The organism is Ruegeria sp. AD5, from assembly GCF_056542345.1.
Map to the genome: position 1 here is coordinate 311,527 of NZ_JBQFZR010000001.1, position 22,081 is coordinate 333,607.

Here is a 22,081-nt window from a genome sequence, read left to right on the forward strand (position 1 = left end):
ATGAATGGACCCCGGCCTCGGCCGGGGTCTTTTTTCTTCCCCTCCTTGCCCATCGCCCACATGATGGGCGGGGAAGGAGTGCTCATGGACCTCTACACCACATACGGAAGCAACGACCTGCCGCGGGCTATCCGCTTTTATGATGCGATCTTCGCAGTTCTTGGTCAGCCACGCCTGCCCGGATGGATCGACGGTTGGGCCGGATGGGGCGCCGATCCCGACAGCGGGACCGGCTTTTGGATCTGCAGACCTTTTGATGGAGCCCCCGCCAGTACCGGCAATGGCACGATGATCGCCTTTCCCGCTCAGAGTGCCGTTCAGGTTCGGCATTTCCATGCCACGGGTCTGGAAAACGGCGGCACGGATGAAGGCAAACCGGGCGTCCGACCTCATTACGAGCCCGGATTCTATGTGGCCTATCTGCGTGATCCTGATGGCAACAAGCTATCCTGTTTTTACTACCATTATGATCCAAAGGAGGATGCGGGCGGTTGATCAACCAGCAGCCAGACGTCGCTTTTCCTCACGGTTGAAAAACAACATGTAGAAGACAGGTGCGGCAACCATGGTCAGGATCGTGGCAAAGGCCAGACCGCCCATGATCGTGACTGCCATGGACACAAAGAACGCATCCGTCAGAAGCGGTGCCATCCCCAGAATCGTCGTGATCGCCGCCAACATTACCGGGCGCAGACGCGAGACAGAGGCCTCAACAATCGCAGGACGCAGGGCTTTGCCAGTAGCGCGGACCAGATCGATTTCTTCGACCAGTACGATGCCGTTCTTGATCAGCATCCCTGACAGACTTAACAGCCCCAATAGCGCTGTGAAGGTGAAGGGCAGGCCTGTTCCAAGCAGACCGATAACCACGCCATTTACGGACATCGGGACCAGTAGCCAGATAATGACCGGTTGCCGGATTGCATTGAACAGCAATACGGAAATCAACACCATAATCAGCAAGCTCAGCGGCAACTGCCGCCCAAGGCTGGCCTGCGCATCGCCTGAATCCTCGAACTCGCCCCCCCATTCCATACGATAGCCGATCGGCAGTTCCATCGCTTCAATGGCACTGCGTACTTCGGAGTGGACCTGCGCGGCGGTCATGTCAGGGGGGATGTCCGCTCCAACCGTGATGGTCAACACCCGGTCACGGCGGTGAACCAACGTATTGAGCGCCTTGTAGTCGAAGCCATCCACCATCTGCTCGATTGGAACGAAACGTTCCGACTGATCGGAGTAAACCACCTGATCGACGATCGAATAGTCCCCATCCGCTGGACGGCGCAAGATGATCGGGATCTGGCGGTCGCGCTCGCGCAAAACGCCGCCCGTGATGCCATCGGTCGAAAACTGCAACGTAGCCGCAATGTCTTCGCGCGATACGCCTGCTGTTTGGGCGCGCTCCGTGGCATAGATCGGCTGCACGGCCAATTCCTGCTCACGCCAGTCGTGATGCACATGTAGCGCATTCGGAGATGCGGCTGACATGCGCTGTACCGCTTCTTCGGCCAGTTGACGCAGAACAACCGGATCACTACCCGAGAACCGAGCCTGGATTGGATCGCCGCCACCGGGACCAAAAATCAGGCGTTTGGTGCGGAACTCGCCTTCGGGGAACTGGGCTGAACCGAACTCCTCAAGATCGGCTTGCAAGGCAGGAATGTCGTCCAAAGCCTCGGTGCGGATGATCATATGTCCATAGCTTGGGTTTGGCTTCTCGGCAGCATAGGTCAACATGAACCGCGTGGCCCCCTGCCCGACGAATGTGGCAACCGAGACGACGTCATCACGTTCGGCCAGCCAGCCCTCGAATACGGCCATATCTTCCGCCGTGCGGGCGATCGGCGTGCCTTGTGGCAGCTTGTAGTGCACGAAGAACAACGGCGTGTTCGAGTTTGGGAAGAATTGCTGTTTCATCAGTCCAAAGCCCGCAAAACAGACGACTGTGACCCCGATCAACCCGGCCACTACCAGCCATCGGAACCGAAGCGCCCAGTTCAGGATTGCACCGTAGACGCGGAACAGGATGCCGCCATAGGCATCCACCTCACCCTCTTTGCCCTGCTTGAAGAAATAGTGCCCAAGCAAAGGTGTCACCGTGATGGCCAGAACCCAGCTCAGCAGTAGTGAAATGCCGATCACGGCAAATAACGAGAACAGGAATTCCCCGGTCGCGTCAGGACTGAGCCCAATCCCGGCGAAAGCCATGATCCCGATCACCGTCGCGCCCAGAAGTGGGATCTGCGTTTTTGACGCAACCTCTTCCGCAGCATCGCGCGAGGATTTTCCCCGCAACATCGAAATCTGCATTCCTTCGGCCACCACGATGGCGTTGTCGACCAGCATCCCCATGGCGATGATCAGAGCGCCCAGCGAGATCCGTTCCATCTCGATCGAGAACATCGACATGAAGAGCAAAGTACCCACAACGGTCAGCAACAAGGTGGACCCAACGACAATTGCGGCGCGCCAGCCCATGAAAATGCCCAGAACCGCAACCACGATGCTGACTGACATGGCGAGGTTCAGCAGGAAGGCGTTCGAGGCCTCATCGACAACAACATGCTGCTGATAGATGGGCAGGATTTCGACACCAAAGGGGATTTCGGAATCCAGTTCGGCCAGTTTGGCATCTGCACGCTGCCCGACTTCGACGATGTTTTCAGTGGCCAGCCCAGCGATACCCAGCGTGAAAGCTTCAGCGCCGTTGAATCGGATCATGATATCGGGATCATTCTGCCGCCCGCGATAGACATCTGACATATCAAACAGATTGATCACCTGCCCCTGCGATCCAACCGACAGGCCGGCGATCGCCGACACGCTGTCCGAGCCTTCGGCCGTCAAGATCGTGGTGCGGTCACTGTTGGATCGCAGCGAACCCGAAGCGTTGACCGAGTCCGCGTTTGCGATAGCTTCGTTGATCGCCTGCAGCGGAACGTTCTGATTGACCGAGATCGACAGGTCCGGCTCAATAAAGATCGCCTCATCCGGCAAGCCCTGAACCTCGACATCAGCAACACCGCTTACCGTCAGCAATTCGCGGCGAAGGAAGGTCGCCAGTTCGTGCTTCTCGGCGTCAGAAAACCCTTCTGCCGTAACGGCATAGAACAGGCCGAACACATCTCCGAACCCGTCATTCACATAAGGCGCACCCACGCCCGAAGGCAGACCGCGTGCTGCATCGCGCACCTTGGCGCGCAGACGGGTCCAGATGTCGGGCAACTCACTGCCGTCATAGGTGGATTTAATCTCAACCTCGATCAGCGACTGTCCCGGCTGGTTGACCGAGGTGATGACATCCACCTCGCCCATCTGCTGAATGGCAGATTCCAGCGGTTCTGAAACCTCCAGCGCCACCTGTTCGGCAGTCGCACCGGGGTATTGCGTGGCGATCACCGCCTGTTTGATGGTGAAGGCCGGGTCTTCAAGGCGACCTAGCGATGTGAAACCCCAAATGCCGCCGAACAGGGCAATCAGAATGAACAGCCACGTATAGAGAGGCCGGTCGATCGAAGCGCGTGCGATGCTCATGAAACCGCCCTCAGTTCGAGAAGCCGACAAAGCGGCGGACAGTTTGACCATCGGACAATGCACCCCCACCGGCGACGACGATTTCATCTCCATCCGTCAAGCCGGTGAGCACGCGGACATCGCCGCTCTGGGTAGGTTCAACAGTCACGGGAACCCGGCGGACGGTGCCTTCGTCGGCGCGAGCCGGCGAGAAGACCAGAACGCCCAGCGCGCCGCTGGCATCAGCAACTACAGCCGTTGGCGGGATGATGATCCCGGTGCGTTCATCCTGCACCTGCACCGTGACGGTCACGGAGGAACCGGGAAGAATCTGCAATCCCTCGGGCGGTGTCAAACCGAACTGGATGCGAAAGGTCTGGCCCACGCTTGAGGATTCAGCATCGAATTCCCTTATTTCCAGCGGAAAGATCTCGTCGCTGACAGGGAACTTGGCAGTAATCGTGATGTCGTCCTGCTGTCCGGACCGCTGAAATAGGATTTCGGGCACATCCACCTCGATACGCAGTTCAGACATATCGTGTATCCGCACGATCGGAGTACCCGCAGAAACAGTTGTAAACGCCTCAACTGCACGGCTTGAAACCAGCGCGTCGAACGGAGCGGTCAGCGTCGTATGTTCCAACTCATATTCTGCATCTCGAACCGCAATCGCAGCCAGTTGCGCAGCTGTTTCGGCATCATCGACGGCAACCTGGCTGGCTGCGGTTCCACGCAGACGCGACAGGCGGGCAAGTGTTCGATCCGCCTGATCTTTTTGCAAGCGCGTCCGGTCGCGCTGCAGTTCGAACGGTTCCTGATCGAGGCGGGCAATCAACTCACCCTTTGGGATTACAAAGCCTTCGGTCACAGGCATCTCAACGATCTGCCCTGCGACCTGAAACGCCAGATCAACGGTCTGACGAGCGGCGATCCGACCAAAGAATTGGCGCGAAAAGCCGGGAGAGGTTTCGCTTACCTGCATCAGTTTCACAGGCTTGGCAGGCTCTTGCGCTATGGCAGGCGCAGTCAACAAGGACAGTGCGAGGCAAACAGAGGTCAGGAGTTTCATTTCGTCAATCCCTCGGGAATTCCGGTTTTCAGAATGTTGTCACGGATTTTGTGAGCCAGCCGTGCGAACTCGGCGGTTTCTTCGGTGTTCAGACCCGATGCGCTGTGGAAAAGCTCACCCGCCACGGCCACCAGCATATTGCGGGCCTCTTCGCCCTGTTCGGTCAGCACCAAAAGCCAGGCGCGACGGTCTTCGGGATCACGCTGTCGGGTCAGGTGCCCCGCCCGTTCAAGTGCATCGGCGGTCGCCGTAATCGTTGACGGCACTGTCAACATATCTGCGGCCAGCACTCCCATACGTTTGGGCACATCGAGCTTGATTAGCATGTGGCATTCCTGATGGCTCAGGTGTGTTTCGATGCTGTCAAAGCTCTCTTCCAGTTTCCAATAAAGCGCGTAGACCCCCATCATCGCCTGAATCTCAGGGCTGAGGCGTCCTAACCGCATGCTGATATCGTCTGACATGAATCTTTTCCGTGCGAGTCGTGGCGAAATATACTTCGAATTTTGAACTATTCAAGTTATGAAGCGAGGGGCGATGCATTCCCTTGGGTCAACACATCTTGATCAATACTAATGGGGACTGCATTTTGTGCAGATCATGAACTCAGGGCCAGCCATGTACACTCCTGCCATCACCGGGACCGGTGTCTATACACCAGAAAACATCATCACCAACGCTGAACTGGTGGAAGCGTTCAATGCCTATGCCGACCGGATGAACGTCGAAAACGCGGATGCGATTGCAGCGGGCGACATGGAACCGATGCAGCATTCCTCGGAAGAGTTCATCCTGAAGGCATCAGGGATCGAAAACCGGTATGTGATGGACAAGACCGGTGTTCTGAACCCCGAGATCATGCATCCCGCGCTGCGCCAGCGTAGCGACGACGAACCTGGGATCATGACCGAGATGGCGGTGGATGCGTGCCTTAAGGCGCTAGCACAAGCGGGGCGCAGCGCCGAGGATGTCGATTTGGTGATCTGCGCCGCCTCGAACCATGAACGTGCTTATCCTGCAATTGCGATCGAGATTCAGCAGGCATTGGGGATCAGCGGATTCGGGTTTGACATGAACGTGGCCTGTTCCTCGGCCACATTCGGCATTCAGGCGGCGGCGGATATGGTACGCTCGGGCTCGGTCCGGGCGGCGCTGGTTGTCAACCCCGAGATCTGCTCGGGTCATCTCGAGTGGCGCGACCGGGATTGCCATTTCATATTTGGCGATGTCGCGACCGCTACTCTGATCGAGCGGATCGAAGACGCCCGAGGCCCACATTTCGAGATTGTCTCGACCCGGTGTGCAACTGCGTTTTCAAACAATATCCGCAACAATAACGGCTTCCTCCGCCGTTCACGCCCCGATGGTCTGGTAGATCGCCGCGACATGCAGTTCATGCAGAATGGTCGCAAGGTGTTCAAAGAGGTCCTGCCCATGGTCAGCAAACATATCAGCGACCACATGGAGGCAGAAGGCATCAGTAGTGATGATCTAAAACGCCTCTGGCTGCATCAGGCCAACAAGACGATGAACGACTTCATCGGCAAGAAGGTTCTAGGGCGCGAGCCTGAACTGGGTGAGCAACCCAACATTCTGCAAGACTACGCCAATACCTCATCCGCCGGGTCGATTATCGCCTTCTCAAAGCATTCCGATGATCTGGATGCGGGCGATGTGGGCCTGATTTGCTCGTTCGGGGCCGGGTATTCGGTAGGCTCTGTGATCGTCAAACGGCATCAATAAGCGCGCGCCTTAACTGCGCTGCTGGAATCGCTGCAAGACCAAACCGCTTTCTCAAGAATTATTCAGACGGGCTCAACCGCTCCTTCATCTCTGACCGACACATCGAGATCCGGATGCCCTGTGCATCCGAGTGATGTAGTTATGGGAGCCCGCTGTTATGGGAAATAATATTCGCTTTGGACTGGCCGCACTGGTTGCTGCACCTTTCATTGGGGTCATGGCGACCGGCGCGGCAATCGCAGAACCGCAAACCTGTACAGTCAACACCGCGCGTGTTGCCGCCAATGAAGGCGATTTTGACACGCTCTGCGGCTGTTCGCAGGTAACGCGAGGATTTGTATCACATCTGCAAACACGATCTGATTTTGCTTCGATTCTTCAGAACACTTCGGCGCAATGTCCCGGACTGACCCAGCTATTGAGCGATCTGCCCACAGCATCGATCTCTAACACGAATGCCGGGGAAGATCGCAGCAGCGATCCATCCTCCAACTCGGGTGACGCAAATGGAAGCGGAAGTTCGGACAACAGTGGAGGTAGCCCAGGCAACAGCGGAGGAAACTCTGGCGGCAGTAGTGATCCGGGTGATGGCGGAAACAGTCCAGGCGACGGTGGAGGCAAAGGTGGCCACGGCGGCGGCGACAAACCCGGTAAAGGGGGCGGCAAAGGCGGTCACGGCGGAGGTGACAAACCCGGTAAAGGCGGTGGCAAAGGTGGTCACCACGGGGGTGACAAGCCCGGTAAAGGCGGTGGCAAGGGAGGTGACAAGCCCGGCAAAGGTGGGGGAAAGGGTAAAAAGTAACCCGAAACCAAGACAGAAATGAAAGGATCTGTGCCGCGTGAGTGGCCCAGGTCCCATTATTGGTCACGAATGGGGACGACGTACCGAGATAGCGCTCACCTATTTGCCCTGTGCGGGACAGTCAGCTAACGCTTTCTTCTTCCAGGTGTAGCTTCATCTCAATCAGCACCTGCTGCAGCATACTGGTTTCTTTCAACAGTCGCTTCGCCTCGTTCACCGTGATGATGCCATCTTCTATCGCCGACTGATATTCCGTCATCAGCATGGCAAACCGCTGGCTCAGCGCAATGACATCGGAATTTACCCCGCCCGTACGTGGGCTGTCCGAGTTTCGTCCATCGTAAGAAAGCGTGATATTCTTCAAATCCGCCAATGCCGCAGTCACGTGCGGATAGGCAGCCGCGTTTTCCAACCGGGCAACAGCATCCACCGGCATGAACCGGTCAGAATGTTCTGCGTTGTCTGAATAGTACCTGCCAAGCGTGGCTTTGGATTTCCCGGTGATCTCGCACGCTGCTTCGATTCCGACATCCTTAACCAATGCTTCGGTATGCTTTTTCAGATAGGCCCCGATATCTGCCATTTTGCTACCCTTGTTACCTGCGCCCTGCCCCCTCTGCCTGTCCATGCTGGGGGAAAGGGTAGGGAAATTTCCCATATTCGATTCATAATTGAAATGGCAATAATTGACTATCCCTCAGATATGCAGGGATTTTGTGAGTGAGTGGCGGCCGTTCGAGCCGGTAAAGAGTGTATGCGGGGCAGGATTTTAGCCTTGCATTGTATAGGCCACTTGTAGGCCGACGACGCCACTGTCGCGAAGGCGAGGTAATCCATCCCCAAGAGCATTTGCTCAACCTCAGCTGTAGCGATGGTGGCGTCGATTTACCCCCATGAGACGGCTTGCCCAGGCAGCACATGCGAATTAGACCCACGGCATGGCAAAGCTCTATTTCAACTATTCGACTATGAACGCGGGCAAATCGACCGTGTTGCTGCAGGCCTCGCATAACTATCGCGAACGCGGCATGGATTCCTACCTGATGACAGCCGCCATTGACGGACGCGCCGGTGAGGGGCGGATCGCATCAAGAATCGGAATCTCGGAACGAGCGGACATGTTTCGTCCCGACGACAATGTGTTTGCCATGATCGAAAACCGCCTGACACAAGGGGGCATCGCCTGCGTATTCATTGATGAAGCCCAGTTTCTTTCGGAAGAGCAGGTCTGGCAACTTGCGCGCGCGGTAGATGATCTGAAGGTCCCAGTGTTGACCTACGGGTTGCGGGTGGATTTTCAGGGTAAACTGTTCCCCGGGTCGGCAGCATTGTTGGCTCTGGCCGATGAGATGCGCGAAGTACGCACCATCTGCGAATGCGGGCGAAAGGCGACGATGGTGATTCGTCAGGATGAAAACGGAAACGCCATCACTGAAGGGGCGCAGGTACAGATTGGAGGGAACGAGACTTATGTCTCGCTCTGCCGCAAACACTGGCGCGAGGCGGTGGGTTCCTAAACCGGGTTGGGTAACGTTCGCCCGGCCACGAACGCCGCGACATTGTCCAACGCCATGTGACCCATATCGGTGCGCACCTCTTCGGTCGCGGTGCCGAGGTGGGGCAGCAGAGTCACATTTCCCATGTCACACAAGGCCTGCGGCACCTTGGGCTCGAACTCGTAGACATCCAGTCCAGCGCCAGCAATCCGACCCGCATGAAGCGCTTGGATTAAGGCGGCTTCGTCCACAACTTCACCGCGCGCAATGTTTATCACAATGCCCGAGGGCTTCATCGAAGCCAAAATCTGCGCGTTGACCAAGTGTCGTGTTTCAGCTCCTCCGGGGACGGCTATGACAAGAAAATCCACTGCCGCAGCTAATGCACTGAGATCCGGAATATACTCTGCTTGGAGGTCCAGCTGCTTTGGATTGCGTGATTGATAGGCGACGGCCATTTCAAATCCGAAATGACACCTCCGAGCAATAGCCTGTCCTATGCGGCCCATTCCAACGATGCCCACCTTTTTGCCGGTCACGTGGTGGCCCAGCATCTGTGTAGGATGCCACCCCTGCCACTGGCCTGACCTGACCAACCTTTCCCCCTCACCTGAACGGCGGGCCGTAGTGAGCAAAAGTGTCATGGCAATATCGGCGGTGGCATCGGTGACGGCACCCGGCGTGTTGGTAACCGCGACTCCGGCAGCATGTGCGGCGTACACGTCGATATGATTGTAACCAACGCCGAAATTTGCCAGCAGTTTACAGCGAGGCTCTGGCACCTTAGCAAAGATCTCTGCCGAAAACTGATCGCCCAACGTTGGGACCACAACGTCAAACTCAGTCAGCGCCCGCAACATTTCTTCATGCGTCATAGGCGTGGTTTCACTGCGGAATTCCACTTCGAATTCGGCACGGGCGCGCACTTGGACAGCCGAAGTCATCGGTCGGGCAATCAGCAGTTTCATCAATGCATCCTTCCACCGATGGGCACAGCGCCATCGGGGCCTATCAACACGATCTCACCGTTTTCGTCGGGAAGACCCAACACCAAAACCTCGGACATGAATTTACCGATTTGGCGCGGGGGAAAGTTGACCACGGCCATCACCTGCTTGCCCACCAGCGTCGCCGGATCGTAGTGCGCGGTGATCTGGGCTGAAGTTTTGCGCTCACCGATCTCATCGCCAAAATCGACCCACAGCTTGATCGCGGGCTTGCGGGCCTCCGGGTACGGCTCGGCGCGTATCACCTCACCTACACGAATGTCGACTTTGAGAAATTCGTCGAATGAAATCTCACTCACGAGACAACTCCTTAGATCGGTCGGTTGCAGCTTTGACGGCACGATGTAGCAGGTCTGGGAAACCCTCTTCTTCATGCATCAACACCTCCAGTGCGGCCTGAGTGGTGCCGTTGGGAGAGGTGACGTTGACCCGCAATTGAGACGGATGCTCGTCAGCGGCCATCGCCAACGCCCCTGCCCCAGCGACGGTTGATTTGGCTAGCTTCATCGCCAGTTCCGGCGGTAAGCCGTGCGCTTCGCCAGCTTGCGCCAGTGTTTCGATCAGGTGGAATACATAGGCCGGGCCCGAACCGCTGACCCCGGTGACGGCATCCATCTGCGTCTCATCATCCAATCGAACCGTCTCACCAATGGCCGAAAGCAGGTCTTCAGCCAGTAGGATATCCGCGTCCGAGGTGTTGGCATTCCCAATCAGCGCCGTGATCCCCTGCCGAACCGCCGCAGGCGTATTTGGCATCGCACGGATGATCGGTGTGTTCGCGCCGAGGACGTTTTCGAAGGTGGCCAGTGAGGTACCTGCCGCGACCGATATGAAAAGACTGTCACCATCGCCCAGCGCTTGAATGGCTGGCAGGGCTTCGCCCATCATCTGTGGTTTGACCGCTACGAGTACAACTGCGGGTGCCTCGGGGAGAGGAGTGTTGATGTTGACGCCCTGCGCCTTCAGCCAATCCGAGGGAAATGGATCGATCACCCAGACCGATGCGGCAGGAAGGCCATGTTCCAACCAGCCTGCAAGCATCGCCGAGCCCATCTTGCCGCATCCCAGAAGCACAAGCCCCTGTTCCGCAACTCGCGAGATATCCATGATTGCCCCTCCCCTATGGTTCGGGGCAAAGCTTTACGCGCGGCCGTAGGCCTCTGCAATGGCGACTTGCATCGCCTCTTCGGGGTCTCGGTTGCCCCAGGTCACCAGTTGGATCGCGGGGTAGTAGCGCTCGGCGCTCAGTACCGCTGCGGTGATCATGGTATCGATCTGTTCCGGGCTGGCCGTCTGACCACCGGCCAGCACCAAGCCATAGCGATAGACCATCAATTTCTGATTGGCCCAGTAGGTAAACGCCCCGGCCCAACACTGATCATTCATCTTGTTCAGCAGCTCATAAAGCTCGGTTTCGCGCTCGGCCGGAGGCTCCATCTCAAAGGAACACACCATGCGGAGCGTTTCATCGTAATTCGACCAGGCCAAAGTTATCGAATATGTGCGCCACTGTCCTTCGACAGCCATCGCAATCTGATCATCCCCGATCCGGTCAAAATCCCAGTCGTGATGTTCTGCAAGATGTTCAACAATGTCGATCGGATGAAGGTCTTCTTCGAGATACTGCTCGGAAAGGGCCATAATGCCACCTCACTAATCTCTAGCATTTTGGGGCTGGCAGCGCCCCAGCGCTAGTTGCCTGCTCTACAAGCCGGGCTTCCCCAGTCTGCCTGTACTAAATATGGTGCGATGTGAGCACTGCTCTGGCAACCCTATTTATTGGGGATAACAGCAATAAGTTGTGGACAGTTGGCAACGCCGATCAAAATATTGGCGTTGGATGCAGCTTTGTCTTGATAAATTTCTGCAGAGCGGCAAAATGCACAACACCGCACAATCCAAGTTCGGATTGCGCGGCGGATGCTTTTACCCAAAATCTTAAATTCCTGCGGACGTTACTTGTCCAGCTTCGCCTCGAGCGCGGCAATTCGCTGTTCAAGTGCACCGTTCTCTTCGCGCGCTTTCTGCGCCATGGCACGCACAGCATCAAATTCTTCACGGGTTACGAAATCCCGGTCGGCCAGCCAGCGGTCCATCATGGATTTCATCGCATTCTCGGCCTCTTCTCGTGCCCCCTGCGCCACACCCATGGCATTGGTCATCAGTTGAGACATATCGTCCAGAATCTTGTTACGGGTTTGCATGGGCTTTCTCCGATTTCGCGATTGCTCTCTATATGGGTAAAGATTGGCCCGGGCTCAAGGTTGACTTGCCACGCAAACCCCGGGCAATGAGACGCACATGCAGGCTGTTTTGAATTTCCCCGATCTGTCACCCGAAATTTTCTCGATCTCTCTGTTCGGGATGGAGTTTGCGCTCAGGTGGTATGCGCTGGCCTATATCGTTGGCATCCTGATTGCTTGGCGCATGGCGCTGATGGCGCTAAGGCGGCCTGTGCTTTGGGCTGATGACACACCACCGATGCAACCCGATCAGCTTGAGGATTTGGTCACCTGGATCATACTGGGTGTAATTCTTGGTGGTCGATTGGGGTTCGTCCTTTTCTATCAACCCGCATATTATATTGCGTATCCACTGGAAATTCTGATGGTTTGGCAGGGTGGCATGGCCTTCCATGGCGGCCTGTTAGGCGTGGTGATCGCCACGTATCTGTTCGGCAGGCGCCACGCTACACCGATTCTTTCGCTGGGTGATCTGGTTGCCTACACAGTGCCGCCCGGGTTGTTGCTGGGACGATTGGCGAATTTCACTAATGCCGAGCTTTGGGGTCGACCCAGCGAATTGCCGTGGGCGGTGATCTTTCCCGGAACTGCGGCCCAGGATTGTCCCGGCGTTGTTGCCGGGATGTGCGCTCGCCACCCTTCGCAACTGTATGAGGCAGCACTCGAGGGTCTGATCCTCGGGGCGGTTCTGATATGGCTGGCCTACCGGCGCGGCGCGTTTCGAAAACCAGGTCTGGTTATGGGCGTATTCCTCGCTGGCTACGGCGCATCGCGGTTTTTTGTCGAATTCTTCCGTCAACCCGATGCGCAATTTGTATCGCCCGGTAATCCGCTAGGGCTGGCGTGGCATGTTGGCGGATATGGATTGACGATGGGGCAACTCTTGTCGCTACCAATGATTGCACTTGGCCTTTGGTTCTCAATTCGGGCACAACGCAGATCATGAACCTGAAGGATCGTCTGCTCCTGCGCATCCAGAATGATGGCCCTATGACCATCGCCGACTACATGACCGAGTGCCTTATGCGCCCGGAACTTGGGTACTACACAACCCGCGATCCGCTGGGCGCTCAGGGCGATTTCATTACAGCGCCTGAAATCAGTCAGATGTTCGGAGAGCTTATAGGACTGTGTCTGGCGCAATGCTGGCTGGTACAGGGCAAACCCGAAAAGTTTGTTCTGGCCGAGCTTGGCCCTGGTCGTGGCACCCTGATGGCAGACATCCTGCGCGCCACTCAAAGTGTTCCTGGCTTTCACAAAGCGGCCAAGATCGCATTGCTCGAAGCTTCACCTGTATTGCGCGACGTACAAGCCAAGGCACTGCAAGGGTATGAACCTCAGTGGATCGAGGCAATTTCTGATCTTGAAGATCTTCCTCTGTTTCTGGTGGCAAACGAGTTCTTTGATGCCCTGCCCATCCGCCAGTTCCTGCGCGAAGGCGAAGGTTGGCGCGAGAGGTTAGTTGGCAAAAATGGTGCATCGCTTGCGTTCGGTCTTGGTGCGCAATCGGCACAAGCTGCGCTCAGCGAACGTGTCGAGGATACGCAGGACGGAGATCTGGTAGAACTGTGCGCTGCTGCCAGTTCCCTTATGTACTCTGTTGCCGGGCAGATCGCTCGTAACGGCGGAGCCGCGCTGATCATCGATTATGGTGACTGGCGCTCGCTTGGCGACACATTGCAGGCGTTGCAAGCGCATGAACGTGTCGATCCCCTGGATCAGCCCGGTCAGGCGGATCTGACCACACATGTCGACTTTGAGGTCTTGGCGAAGGCGTCTCATGCTTCGGGCTGCGCATATACAAAACTGACCCCGCAGGGGGTGTTTCTTGAACGGCTCGGGATCACTGCGCGCGCGCAATCGCTTGCCGCCCCTCTCAGCGGGTCACAGCTTGAGACGCTGGTCACTGCACATCGACGGTTGACGCACCCCGACGAAATGGGAAACCTGTTCAAAGTACTGGGCCTTTATCCGCCAAACGCCACGCCGCCACCGGGACTGGAACCATGACACTGGAAATCATTACCTCAGACATGCTGTCCCCCGTACGACACGGGTTCTTCAGCCGCCGCGGTGGCGCATCTTCTGGTATCTTCGAAGGACTCAACTGCGGAACCGGGTCGACAGATTTGACTGAGGCCGTAGCTTTGAACCGTCGGCGCGTCGCCGATGCGATGGAAGTGGCACCTGAGGCGATGATCGGTGTGCATCAAGTGCATTCGCCGACCGTGATTGCAGTCGATGGGCCGATGACGGGTGACAAACCCAAAGCTGACGCGGTTGTCACATCAACGCCGGGTTTGGCGCTTACAATATTAACCGCTGATTGTCAGCCGGTGCTGTTCGCGGATCCTGACGCAAGTGTGATCGGGGCCGCACATGCAGGTTGGCGCGGCGCGTTGGATGGTGTGCTGGAATCAACACTGGACGCGATGGAAGCGCTCGGAGCCAACCGGGATAACACAGTTGCCGTAATCGGCCCCACGATTTCACAACGCGCTTACGAGGTCGGCTCAGAGTTTCTGGACGACTTCCTTGCTGACACGCCAGAGAACGCGCGTTTTTTTGCAAATGGCAAAGGTGACCGGATGCATTTCGACCTGCCCGCCTTTGGCCTGCATCGTCTGCGCGAAGCTGGTATCGGCCAGGCCGAGTGGGTCCGTCACTGCACCTATTCCGACCCCGACAGGTTTTATTCCTACCGGCGCTCGACCCATGCCAAAGAGGCCGACTACGGCAGATTGATTTCCGCTATCAGGTTGTAGATCTGGCCCAGATTAAGGCAGCTTTGCCCAGTTTCTGCCACATTTCTTGTGTTTATCAGAGTCAGAATCGTCTCAAATTTTCGCCAATGCACAGACGGTTACCCCAAGTGGGGTCGTCATGGCATGGGCGGAAGCAACTAAGAGGTACCTGAAACCTTCAATTTGTCCTCAATTCAACCCGGATCAGCCTTATAGGCGCCGCAAATCAGCGTCACATTGGCTTCATAAACGGGAACAGGGCGACCGCCCTATCGAAGCAGGACAATGGATATGAAATCGAAATCACGCTTTCTCAGCGCCGTTTTTGCGGCTGTCAGGGATCAAGAACCAGAAATGCCCTGGAAGCGGGTTTCAAGTCACTCTGTCAGAGTTGCACGCCGTCTGGCGGCGCGACGCTGACACAGCAACCCCAAGAGACCAGCTGCCGGTCTCGGAGGGCAATCGCATACCGGATGAAGCTCCGGTCCGGTGTGTGGGGTCGCAATCAGGACTGCGACCAGGGTTCGGAGCGTGTGTGTGCAGGCAATTGCAGCCTGCGGTTTACGAGTTTGTCTGGGGGGTCAAGAACTTGACCAAAACACTGGTGTTTTCTGATACGGCGCTGTGCATTCGCGGCGACCGGCCTGTGTTTACCCATCTGATTACAGACAAAGAACAAGGTCGTCCGGCGATATTGCACGGGGGTTCAAGCCGTCGGACGGAATTTAGAGGGGACGGAATACCATGACTATTCCAAATTCTCTGGCCCGCGCTGCCAGAAACGCGGTCGAGACGTCAGCGCTATTGCGCGATGCGCCTCGTCCCGCGACAAAGCAAAAAGCACAGCTTCGACGTTATGAAGTGTGCAGTCTATTGAAAAACGGGGATATTTCACAGACGCGCCATATCGCGCCAGCTTTGCCGATGTTTGAAGATGCATTTTGTGCGTTCACGCGCGGATCGTTGGTCGAGACGCCGCAAGGCCAGATGGCGATCGAAGATCTGCTGCCGGGTGATGATGTCCTCACTCAGGACGGATCATCGGAAACCGTGCTTTGGAAAGGGTCTGTCACGCTGATACCCGGACGCGAGGATACGCGCGGGCGAACCCGGCCGCTGACACGGATCATGGCCGACACGTTCGGGATGCAAAAACCGATGTCGGGCGTCATCACGGGCCCCGCCGCACGTCTGCTGGGTACGCCTACGCACATGCGTCATTTGAACGGCGGGCAGCCCATGCTGACACCCGTCAGTGAGTTTCAGGATGGAATGGGTATCATTGAAACGCTGCCGCCGACTCCGGTCGAGCTGTTTCATATCTGTGTGGCCCGACATTCCGTGATTCGGGTCGATGGCCTGCAATTCGAGACCTATCATCCGGGCATCAACGCAGTCCGAATGATCAGTCACTCTTTGCGTTCGATCTATTTGAATCTATTCTCACATATCGAATCATTGAATGATTTTGGGCCGTTGCTCTTGCCAAGAGCCGGAGATGGTGAAATTGACGCTATGACAGCGTGAACTGGTTAACTATTACTGCAAGCGTGGGGCATTATGCAGATTTTACTGAGTTGGGTTTTAACCCTTGCACTGGCAGCGATGCTGCCACCCTGTCCTGTGGATCAAACAAGAGGTAGGTTCAGGCCGTCCGGTTCATCCGGTCTTCCAGTACGTCAAATGGTACGCCTGGCTCGTCTTTTGCGCCTCGGATAACAAGCGAAGTCTTGACGCTGGCCACGTTTGGCGTGGTCAGCAACTCGCCTGTCAGAAATTGCTGAAAACTGCTGAGATCCGGTGCGACGCATTTCAGGATGAAATCAACCTCGCCATTCAGCATGTGGCATTCGCGAACCAATGGCCATTCCCGACACCGGTCTTCAAAAGCGCTGAGTTCGGATTCAGCCTGACTTTCAAGTCCGACCATGGCAAAGACCTGCACTTCAAACCCAAGCTCGCGGGCGTTCACCTCGGCATGATAGCCGCGAATGTACCCCGAATCTTCCAGCGTCCGCACCCGTCGCAGGCAAGGAGGAGCGGATATTCCTACGCGCTTGGCAAGCTCAACATTGGTCATACGGCCATCGGCCTGCAGTTCCGCAAGAATTTTGCGGTCGATTTCATCCAACCGGGTCGTGACCATCGAATGCTCCTGAGTTTTTCAGTTGTTATATCAGCAGCCCCGGGAGGCGCAATAATATTTCACAGCCACGCAATTTTCGTTATTTCAGATACATAATTGGCCGCAAAGCCAATCATTAGGCACATCACGGACCTGCAATATGAAGGGGCTTTAAGCCCTGCCCTGCGGTCGCTATATCGATCCGCACCGGACAACATGTCCGCCGAGGCAGTTTGAGTGAGGATACCATGGCCGAAACACGACACACCAAGGTTCTGATCATCGGGTCGGGACCTGCAGGATACACCGCGGGCGTTTATGCAAGCCGGGCCATGTTGGAACCGATCATGGTGCAGGGTATCGAACCCGGTGGACAACTGACCACCACAACTGAGGTGGAAAACTGGCCGGGTGACACCGAGGTTCAGGGGCCAGACCTGATGGTTCGGATGCAGGATCACGCCAAGGCAATGGGATGCGAAGTGATCGGCGATATCATCAGCGATCTCGATCTAAGCCAGCGTCCCTTCACAGCCAAAGGCGACGGTGGCACCGTCTACACCGCCGACGCGGTGATTCTGGCAACGGGCGCACGAGCCAAGTGGTTAGGCATTCCCTCGGAAGAGAAATTTAAAGGGTTTGGCGTATCAGCCTGTGCCACCTGTGACGGCTTCTTCTATCGCGGTCAGGAAATCGTTGTGATCGGCGGCGGAAATACTGCCGTAGAAGAAGCGCTGTTCCTGACCAACTTCGCAAGCAAAGTCACTCTGATCCACCGCCGCGATGAGTTGCGAGCTGAAAAGATCCTTCAGGATCGGCTGTTCAAGAACGAAAAGATCGAGCCGCTTTGGTTTCACGAACTGGATGAGGTGATCGGAACCGATGCCCCACTGGGTGTGGAAGGTGTCAAGGTCAAGAATGTAAAGACCGGGGAAATCACGGAGATTCCGTGCAAAGGCGTATTTGTCGCTATTGGCCACGCCCCGGCAAATGAGCTGGTCAAAGATACGCTGGAAACCCACATGGGTGGCTACGTCGTGACCAAGCCGGGCACGACACAAACTTCGGTTCCGGGAGTTTTCGCTGCCGGAGACCTGACCGACCACGTATACCGTCAGGCTGTGACAAGCGCCGGTATGGGCTGCATGGCCGCGCTGGATGCAGAACGATTCTTGGCGGAGAACGACTGAGATGATCACAGAATTCTCCGGCCTCGTCTGGAGAATTCTGTTTCGCACCCAATCGGGTGACCCGCTCTCATCGGCCCGTGCCCCCGAAGGACGGTTTCATCATTCTGGCCAATTCGCGCTTTATGCGTCGCTTAGCGCTGAAGGTGCCGGGATCGCCATTCGGCGCTATGTCTCGCAGTGCGACCCTCCACGGACGATCCATCGCTTGAAAATATCCAAGGCGCAAGTATTGGATTTGCGGGGGCAACCTTCTGCCTCGATCGTCTGGCAAGACATGCGGGCAACCGGCATACCCTCTCCAACATGGCGATTTTCGGACAAGGCCCGCACATACGGCGCGGATGGGCTGCTATACAGTTCGCGCTCGCGTCCTGAACTGAGCCATCTGGTGTTGTTCAACGCAGAACACCATATGATACAAACCGCAGGCGCCCCCTGCGACTGGTTCCACGAAAGGTGACCGCGCCGATCTTGACCGGTGCCCGGCACCGTATCAGGATCAACCATAGTAACGCGAAGAACAGGTGAGCTTTTGGAAAACGTTCTTTGGCGCGGCGGATGGATGAGCCGGCTCAGAATCGCAAGCGGCCTCGTGCTGTTTGTCTTTGCGTTCTTTCATTTCATCAATATCGGCCTTGGTCTGTTTCACACTGATTTGCTGCACGGGATGCAGGGCGGACGTAAAGCTGTCAGCCGGAATGAGATCGGCAGCGTCGTGATATATGGCGCATTGCTGATGCACATGGGGCTGGCGCTTATCTCACTCGCGCAGCGCCGGACGCTCAGAATGCCTTTCAGCGTCGCGCTTCAGGTTATTCTTGGACTGTTGATCCCGCTGCAGCTTATCTCACATCTGGTTCAGACCCGATACGCGCATGAGATTTTCGGGGTGAATGATGAAATGGGTTACATCATCATTCTGATGTGGCCCAGCACTGCGATCTGGTTCCAAAGCCTATTACTTCTGCTGGTGTGGGTCCACGGATGTATTGGGCTACACATGTGGTTACGGTTGACCACATGGTGGCGCGCGATGGTTCCATATCTGATCGGTCTCGCCGTCTTTGTACCGGGCTTCGCCTTCGCAGGCCTTCTGACCGAGGGGCGGCGTATCTGGGCCGATTTTGCCGACCCCGATCTGCGAGAACAGTATATCGAATACTATAACTGGCCTTCGCAAGAAGAGTTTCAGTCTTTGTTTTCTGTCACAGACTATACGCAGTGGGTATTCTGGGCCGCGCTTGCACTAACAGGCTTGGTCTATCTCGGGCGCAAGCTTTGGCGGCGGCGGCATTCGGTGCGGGTGCGCTATGTCAACGGTCCAGAAGTTGTGTCGGAGAAAGGCATGACCCTTTTGGAGATGTCACGCGCAAATGGCATCCCACATACCGCGCTGTGTGGTGGCAAGGGGCGCTGCACGACCTGTCGCGTAGTGGTTGAAGATGGTGCCGATCAGTTGCACCCGCCGACCGAAGTTGAAGCCCGCAGTCTGAAAGCGATCAGCGCGCCAGAAGGAACCCGCCTGGCCTGCCAGATGCGGCCGTCCGACCCGCTCACTGTATTTCGTGTTTTCCGCCCTGACGGCGCGCGTGATCGTGCACATGCGAGCCAAGGGCAAGAACGGCAGCTGGCGGTTCTGTTTCTGGACATGCGCGGGTTCACCGCCCGCACAACGGGGCAATTGCCGTATGATATCGTGTTTCTGTTGAATCGTTTCTTCGACGCAATTGTCCCAGCAATCACGGTGCAAGGCGGGGTTGTCGACAAATACATGGGCGATGGGTTGCTGGCGATGTTTGAAACAGCCAACGCCGCAAGTTCGTCAAGTGCCGGTCTGAGGGCGGCGGCTGGGATCGGACACGCATTGGAGCGTTTCAACCAGCAGCTCCAAGCAGAAGGCAGCCAACCTGTGCGCATTGGTATGGGTCTACATCTTGGTGATCTTGTGCTGGGCGAAATCGGTGCGGCGAAACACGCGCCACGCACCATCATCGGAGACGCTGTAAATGTTGCCAGCCGTTTGGAGGCTGAAACCAAAGCGTTGGGGGTCGAACTCCTTGTATCGGACAAGGTTTTGGACGCGGCTGGGTTACAATGTGATCCCCGCGATCTGCGGGAATTCAGCCTTCGCGGTGTCTCTGAACCTGTCCCCGCCCTGCCCGTCAGGCACGCAGCCGACCTTGAGTCGCAAACCTCACCACTGGAACAGATTGCCTAAGAATGCGCCTAATGAGCCTGAGCGGCGGGATTTTTTCGATAACCTGAAACAAAAAACAGAAAACCGTTCCATTTCGAGAAAAAACCACGCATTTCATCCTTAGTTTTTGCAAGTCTATGGACTTCACCCTCAGGCCGAGGCACATGCCCTGCAAACACCCTTGAAACAAATGCCAACAGAACTGCAATAAGAGTTTTCCGATGACGATGTTAAGCAATCTAGCCCCTATCTCTGAACTGTATGTTTCCTACGAGTCTGCGCAGAAACTGAAGATAGAAGCTGCTGATCTGACCAGCTGGGATCTTAAGCCCCGGCAGATTTGCGATCTGGAACTGCTTATGAACGGCGGGTTCAATCCGCTCAAAGGTTTCCTGAGCGAAGCGGACTATGACAACGTGGTCGATAACATGCGCCTCGCCGACGGGACACTTTGGCCGATGCCGATCACCCTGGATGTTGATGAGGATTTTGCCGCATCGATCGAGCTGGGCCAGGACATTGCCCTGCGCGATCAGGAAGGCGTGATCCTCGGCACCATGACCGTGACCGACCGCTGGACACCAGACAAGGCGCGTGAGGCGGAAAAGGTCTTTGGTGCTGATGATGATGCGCACCCGGCTGTGAATTACCTGCACAATGTAGCGGGCAAAGTTTATCTGGGCGGCCCGGTCACTGGCATCCAGCAGCCCGTGCATTACGATTTCAAAGCCCGCCGCGACACGCCGAACGAGCTGCGCGCCTATTTCCGCAAAGTGGGCTGGCGCCGGATCGTTGCGTTCCAGACCCGTAACCCTTTGCACCGTGCGCATCAGGAATTGACCTTCCGTGCCGCAAAAGAAGCACAGGCCAACTTGCTGATCCATCCCGTGGTTGGCATGACCAAACCGGGCGATGTGGATCATTTCACCCGCGTGCGTTGCTACGAAGCCGTGTTGGATAAATATCCGGCCTCGACTACGTCGATGTCGCTGCTGAACCTTGCGATGCGCATGGCTGGCCCGCGCGAGGCAGTCTGGCACGGGTTGATCCGCGCAAACCACGGCTGCACCCATTTCATCGTCGGTCGTGACCACGCAGGTCCGGGCAAAAACTCTGCCGGTGAGGATTTCTACGGCCCCTATGATGCGCAAGACTTGTTCCGAAAATATCAGGACGAGATCGGCGTCGAGATGGTCGATTTCAAACATATGGTCTACGTGCAGGAACGCGCGCAATACGAGCCGAATGACGAGATTCTGGACAAGGACAACGTCACGATCCTCAACATCTCGGGCACTGAACTGCGCCGCCGTCTGCGCGAAGGGCTGGAGATTCCGGAATGGTTTTCGTTCCCCGAAGTTGTTCAGGAACTGCGCAACCGCTTCCCGCCGCGCTCGCAACAGGGATTCACCGTGTTTTTCACCGGTTTTTCTGGCTCGGGCAAATCCACCATTGCCAACGCCTTGATGGTCAAGCTGATGGAGACCGGGGATCGTCCGGTTACCCTGCTGGACGGGGATATCGTGCGTAAGAACCTGTCTTCGGAACTGGGCTTTTCGAAGGAACATCGCGATCTGAACATCCGCCGCATCGGTTATGTCGCGTCTGAGATAACCAAGAACGGCGGTATTGCCATCTGTGCTCCTATCGCGCCTTACGCAACTACCCGTCGTGCTGTGCGTGAAGAGATCGAACAATTCGGTGCATTTTGCGAGGTGCATGTCGCGACCAGCATTGAAGAATGCGAGCGCCGAGACCGCAAGGGTCTGTACAAACTGGCACGTGAGGGCAAGATCAAAGAGTTCACGGGGATTTCCGACCCTTACGACGCCCCTGAAGACCCAGAGCTGCGCGTCGAGACCGAGAATGTCGAGGTTGACAACTGCGCACATCAGGTTCTGCTTAAGCTGGAAAGCATGGGGCTGATTGCAGCATCCTGATCACTTAAG

General features: G+C 56.5%; 22 protein-coding genes. 12 read left to right on the forward strand and 10 right to left on the reverse strand.

The features are described from left to right. Positions 1–84: 84 nt before the first annotated feature. The gene (locus ACR0JG_RS01540; RefSeq protein WP_480562424.1) at positions 85–495 is read left to right on the forward strand and encodes a VOC family protein; all 411 of its coding nucleotides are present in this window, start codon (positions 85–87) and stop codon (positions 493–495) included. Here ACR0JG_RS01540 and ACR0JG_RS01545 read toward each other — a convergent pair whose 3' ends face one another. The 3 genes from ACR0JG_RS01545 to ACR0JG_RS01555 are packed head-to-tail and all read right to left on the reverse strand — an operon-like array spanning position 496 to position 5,049. Continuing rightward, the gene (locus ACR0JG_RS01545) at positions 496–3,537 is read right to left on the reverse strand and encodes an efflux RND transporter permease subunit (protein WP_170594597.1); all 3,042 of its coding nucleotides are present in this window, start codon (positions 3,535–3,537) and stop codon (positions 496–498) included. It abuts the gene before it with no gap. 10 nt (positions 3,538–3,547) lie between these two features. Further along, the gene (locus ACR0JG_RS01550; protein WP_480567322.1) at positions 3,548–4,585 is read right to left on the reverse strand and encodes an efflux RND transporter periplasmic adaptor subunit; all 1,038 of its coding nucleotides are present in this window, start codon (positions 4,583–4,585) and stop codon (positions 3,548–3,550) included. After that, the gene (locus ACR0JG_RS01555) at positions 4,582–5,049 is read right to left on the reverse strand and encodes a MarR family winged helix-turn-helix transcriptional regulator (protein WP_480567323.1); all 468 of its coding nucleotides are present in this window, start codon (positions 5,047–5,049) and stop codon (positions 4,582–4,584) included. The genes ACR0JG_RS01550 and ACR0JG_RS01555 overlap by 4 nt, the downstream gene beginning before the upstream one ends. Before the next feature lie 154 nt (positions 5,050–5,203). Here ACR0JG_RS01555 and ACR0JG_RS01560 point away from each other — a divergent pair, with 154 nt between their 5' ends. Together ACR0JG_RS01560 and ACR0JG_RS01565 are read left to right on the forward strand one after the other, a co-directional pair. After that, positions 5,204–6,328: a beta-ketoacyl-ACP synthase III gene (locus tag ACR0JG_RS01560; protein WP_480567325.1), complete on the forward strand. Its 1,125-nt coding sequence runs from the start codon at positions 5,204–5,206 to the stop codon at positions 6,326–6,328. Between the two features lie 157 nt (positions 6,329–6,485). Next, the gene (locus ACR0JG_RS01565; RefSeq protein WP_480567327.1) at positions 6,486–7,130 is read left to right on the forward strand and encodes a hypothetical protein; all 645 of its coding nucleotides are present in this window, start codon (positions 6,486–6,488) and stop codon (positions 7,128–7,130) included. Between the two features lie 121 nt (positions 7,131–7,251). On the opposite strand, the gene ACR0JG_RS01570 is transcribed toward ACR0JG_RS01565, so the two are convergent. Further along, entirely contained in the window at positions 7,252–7,713 is a 462-nt protein-coding gene (locus tag ACR0JG_RS01570; RefSeq protein WP_170392365.1) for a hypothetical protein, read from the reverse strand. Positions 7,714–8,068: 355 nt separating this feature from the next. On the opposite strand from ACR0JG_RS01570, the gene ACR0JG_RS01575 reads away from it, so the two are divergent. After that, complete coding sequence (locus tag ACR0JG_RS01575; protein ID WP_480567329.1) at positions 8,069–8,647, forward strand: thymidine kinase; 579 nt, start codon at positions 8,069–8,071, stop codon at positions 8,645–8,647. On the opposite strand, the gene ACR0JG_RS01580 is transcribed toward ACR0JG_RS01575, so the two are convergent. From ACR0JG_RS01580 to ACR0JG_RS01600, 5 genes are all read right to left on the reverse strand, one after another. Beyond that, positions 8,644–9,594 carry a 2-hydroxyacid dehydrogenase gene (locus ACR0JG_RS01580; protein ID WP_480567332.1) on the reverse strand — a complete coding sequence of 317 codons (951 nt, stop codon included), beginning with the start codon at positions 9,592–9,594 and terminating at the stop codon, positions 8,644–8,646. The two genes, ACR0JG_RS01575 and ACR0JG_RS01580, sit on opposite strands and share 4 nt — an antisense overlap. Then, positions 9,594–9,932, reverse strand: a complete 339-nt coding sequence (locus ACR0JG_RS01585; protein ID WP_170392371.1) for a tRNA-binding protein — start codon at positions 9,930–9,932, stop codon at positions 9,594–9,596. Before ACR0JG_RS01585 ends, ACR0JG_RS01580 begins: the two co-directional genes overlap by 1 nt. Then, positions 9,925–10,740 carry a pyrroline-5-carboxylate reductase gene (proC, locus tag ACR0JG_RS01590; RefSeq protein WP_480567334.1) on the reverse strand — a complete coding sequence of 272 codons (816 nt, stop codon included), beginning with the start codon at positions 10,738–10,740 and terminating at the stop codon, positions 9,925–9,927. Before proC ends, ACR0JG_RS01585 begins: the two co-directional genes overlap by 8 nt. Positions 10,741–10,773: 33 nt before the next feature. Further along, positions 10,774–11,274, reverse strand: a complete 501-nt coding sequence (locus ACR0JG_RS01595; protein ID WP_010441802.1) for a type III secretion system chaperone family protein — start codon at positions 11,272–11,274, stop codon at positions 10,774–10,776. Positions 11,275–11,588: 314 nt separating this feature from the next. Beyond that, positions 11,589–11,837 (reverse strand): accessory factor UbiK family protein, encoded by a 249-nt coding sequence (locus ACR0JG_RS01600; protein ID WP_170512483.1) that lies wholly within the window; start codon positions 11,835–11,837, stop codon positions 11,589–11,591. A gap of 97 nt (positions 11,838–11,934) precedes the next feature. Between ACR0JG_RS01600 and lgt the strand changes: the two genes are divergently transcribed. The 4 genes from lgt (at position 11,935) to ACR0JG_RS01620 (ending at position 16,147) form a co-directional block, all read left to right on the forward strand. Further along, a complete protein-coding gene (lgt, locus tag ACR0JG_RS01605; protein WP_480567336.1) occupies positions 11,935–12,822 on the forward strand; it encodes a prolipoprotein diacylglyceryl transferase in 888 nt (295 codons plus the stop codon). Beyond that, the gene (locus ACR0JG_RS01610) at positions 12,819–13,886 is read left to right on the forward strand and encodes a class I SAM-dependent methyltransferase (RefSeq protein ID WP_480567339.1); all 1,068 of its coding nucleotides are present in this window, start codon (positions 12,819–12,821) and stop codon (positions 13,884–13,886) included. The genes lgt and ACR0JG_RS01610 overlap by 4 nt, the downstream gene beginning before the upstream one ends. Next, positions 13,883–14,641, forward strand: a complete 759-nt coding sequence (gene pgeF / locus ACR0JG_RS01615; RefSeq protein WP_480567341.1) for a peptidoglycan editing factor PgeF — start codon at positions 13,883–13,885, stop codon at positions 14,639–14,641. The genes ACR0JG_RS01610 and pgeF overlap by 4 nt, the downstream gene beginning before the upstream one ends. 723 nt (positions 14,642–15,364) lie before the next feature. Continuing rightward, entirely contained in the window at positions 15,365–16,147 is a 783-nt protein-coding gene (locus ACR0JG_RS01620) for a Hint domain-containing protein (RefSeq protein WP_170392383.1), read from the forward strand. Positions 16,148–16,265: 118 nt separating this feature from the next. On the opposite strand, the gene ACR0JG_RS01625 is transcribed toward ACR0JG_RS01620, so the two are convergent. Continuing rightward, positions 16,266–16,766: an Lrp/AsnC family transcriptional regulator gene (locus ACR0JG_RS01625; protein ID WP_170392385.1), complete on the reverse strand. Its 501-nt coding sequence runs from the start codon at positions 16,764–16,766 to the stop codon at positions 16,266–16,268. A gap of 227 nt (positions 16,767–16,993) precedes the next feature. Between ACR0JG_RS01625 and trxB the strand changes: the two genes are divergently transcribed. The 4 genes from trxB to ACR0JG_RS01645 all read left to right on the forward strand — a co-directional run bounded on the left by trxB (position 16,994) and on the right by ACR0JG_RS01645 (position 22,072). After that, complete coding sequence (trxB, locus tag ACR0JG_RS01630) at positions 16,994–17,935, forward strand: thioredoxin-disulfide reductase (protein WP_480567343.1); 942 nt, start codon at positions 16,994–16,996, stop codon at positions 17,933–17,935. A gap of 1 nt (position 17,936) precedes the next feature. Further along, the gene (locus ACR0JG_RS01635) at positions 17,937–18,395 is read left to right on the forward strand and encodes an RES family NAD+ phosphorylase (RefSeq protein WP_480567344.1); all 459 of its coding nucleotides are present in this window, start codon (positions 17,937–17,939) and stop codon (positions 18,393–18,395) included. A 102-nt stretch (positions 18,396–18,497) separates the two neighbouring features. After that, positions 18,498–20,153 carry an adenylate/guanylate cyclase domain-containing protein gene (locus tag ACR0JG_RS01640; protein WP_480567346.1) on the forward strand — a complete coding sequence of 552 codons (1,656 nt, stop codon included), beginning with the start codon at positions 18,498–18,500 and terminating at the stop codon, positions 20,151–20,153. Between the two features lie 200 nt (positions 20,154–20,353). After that, a complete protein-coding gene (locus ACR0JG_RS01645) occupies positions 20,354–22,072 on the forward strand; it encodes a bifunctional sulfate adenylyltransferase/adenylylsulfate kinase (protein ID WP_170609491.1) in 1,719 nt (572 codons plus the stop codon). Positions 22,073–22,081 lie beyond the last annotated feature (9 nt).

What these genes read in the sequence shown, in the direction of transcription:
- pgeF (WP_480567341.1), top strand. Translation starts at nt 13,883, where the DNA reads ATGACACTGGAAATCATTACCTCAGACATGCTGTCCCCCGTACGACAC.
- ACR0JG_RS01620 (WP_170392383.1), top strand. Translation starts at nt 15,365, where the DNA reads ATGACTATTCCAAATTCTCTGGCCCGCGCTGCCAGAAACGCGGTCGAG.
- ACR0JG_RS01610 (WP_480567339.1), top strand. Translation starts at nt 12,819, where the DNA reads ATGAACCTGAAGGATCGTCTGCTCCTGCGCATCCAGAATGATGGCCCT.
- ACR0JG_RS01640 (WP_480567346.1), top strand. Translation starts at nt 18,498, where the DNA reads ATGAGCCGGCTCAGAATCGCAAGCGGCCTCGTGCTGTTTGTCTTTGCG.
- ACR0JG_RS01570 (WP_170392365.1), bottom strand. Translation starts at nt 7,713, where the DNA reads ATGGCAGATATCGGGGCCTATCTGAAAAAGCATACCGAAGCATTGGTT.
- trxB (WP_480567343.1), top strand. Translation starts at nt 16,994, where the DNA reads ATGGCCGAAACACGACACACCAAGGTTCTGATCATCGGGTCGGGACCT.
- ACR0JG_RS01565 (WP_480567327.1), top strand. Translation starts at nt 6,486, where the DNA reads ATGGGAAATAATATTCGCTTTGGACTGGCCGCACTGGTTGCTGCACCT.
- ACR0JG_RS01560 (WP_480567325.1), top strand. Translation starts at nt 5,204, where the DNA reads ATGTACACTCCTGCCATCACCGGGACCGGTGTCTATACACCAGAAAAC.
- ACR0JG_RS01545 (WP_170594597.1), bottom strand. Translation starts at nt 3,537, where the DNA reads ATGAGCATCGCACGCGCTTCGATCGACCGGCCTCTCTATACGTGGCTG.
- ACR0JG_RS01595 (WP_010441802.1), bottom strand. Translation starts at nt 11,274, where the DNA reads ATGGCCCTTTCCGAGCAGTATCTCGAAGAAGACCTTCATCCGATCGAC.
- ACR0JG_RS01645 (WP_170609491.1), top strand. Translation starts at nt 20,354, where the DNA reads ATGACGATGTTAAGCAATCTAGCCCCTATCTCTGAACTGTATGTTTCC.
- ACR0JG_RS01635 (WP_480567344.1), top strand. Translation starts at nt 17,937, where the DNA reads ATGATCACAGAATTCTCCGGCCTCGTCTGGAGAATTCTGTTTCGCACC.
- ACR0JG_RS01580 (WP_480567332.1), bottom strand. Translation starts at nt 9,594, where the DNA reads ATGAAACTGCTGATTGCCCGACCGATGACTTCGGCTGTCCAAGTGCGC.
- ACR0JG_RS01550 (WP_480567322.1), bottom strand. Translation starts at nt 4,585, where the DNA reads ATGAAACTCCTGACCTCTGTTTGCCTCGCACTGTCCTTGTTGACTGCG.
- ACR0JG_RS01540 (WP_480562424.1), top strand. Translation starts at nt 85, where the DNA reads ATGGACCTCTACACCACATACGGAAGCAACGACCTGCCGCGGGCTATC.
- lgt (WP_480567336.1), top strand. Translation starts at nt 11,935, where the DNA reads ATGCAGGCTGTTTTGAATTTCCCCGATCTGTCACCCGAAATTTTCTCG.
- ACR0JG_RS01555 (WP_480567323.1), bottom strand. Translation starts at nt 5,049, where the DNA reads ATGTCAGACGATATCAGCATGCGGTTAGGACGCCTCAGCCCTGAGATT.
- ACR0JG_RS01600 (WP_170512483.1), bottom strand. Translation starts at nt 11,837, where the DNA reads ATGCAAACCCGTAACAAGATTCTGGACGATATGTCTCAACTGATGACC.
- ACR0JG_RS01575 (WP_480567329.1), top strand. Translation starts at nt 8,069, where the DNA reads ATGGCAAAGCTCTATTTCAACTATTCGACTATGAACGCGGGCAAATCG.
- ACR0JG_RS01625 (WP_170392385.1), bottom strand. Translation starts at nt 16,766, where the DNA reads ATGGTCACGACCCGGTTGGATGAAATCGACCGCAAAATTCTTGCGGAA.
- proC (WP_480567334.1), bottom strand. Translation starts at nt 10,740, where the DNA reads ATGGATATCTCGCGAGTTGCGGAACAGGGGCTTGTGCTTCTGGGATGC.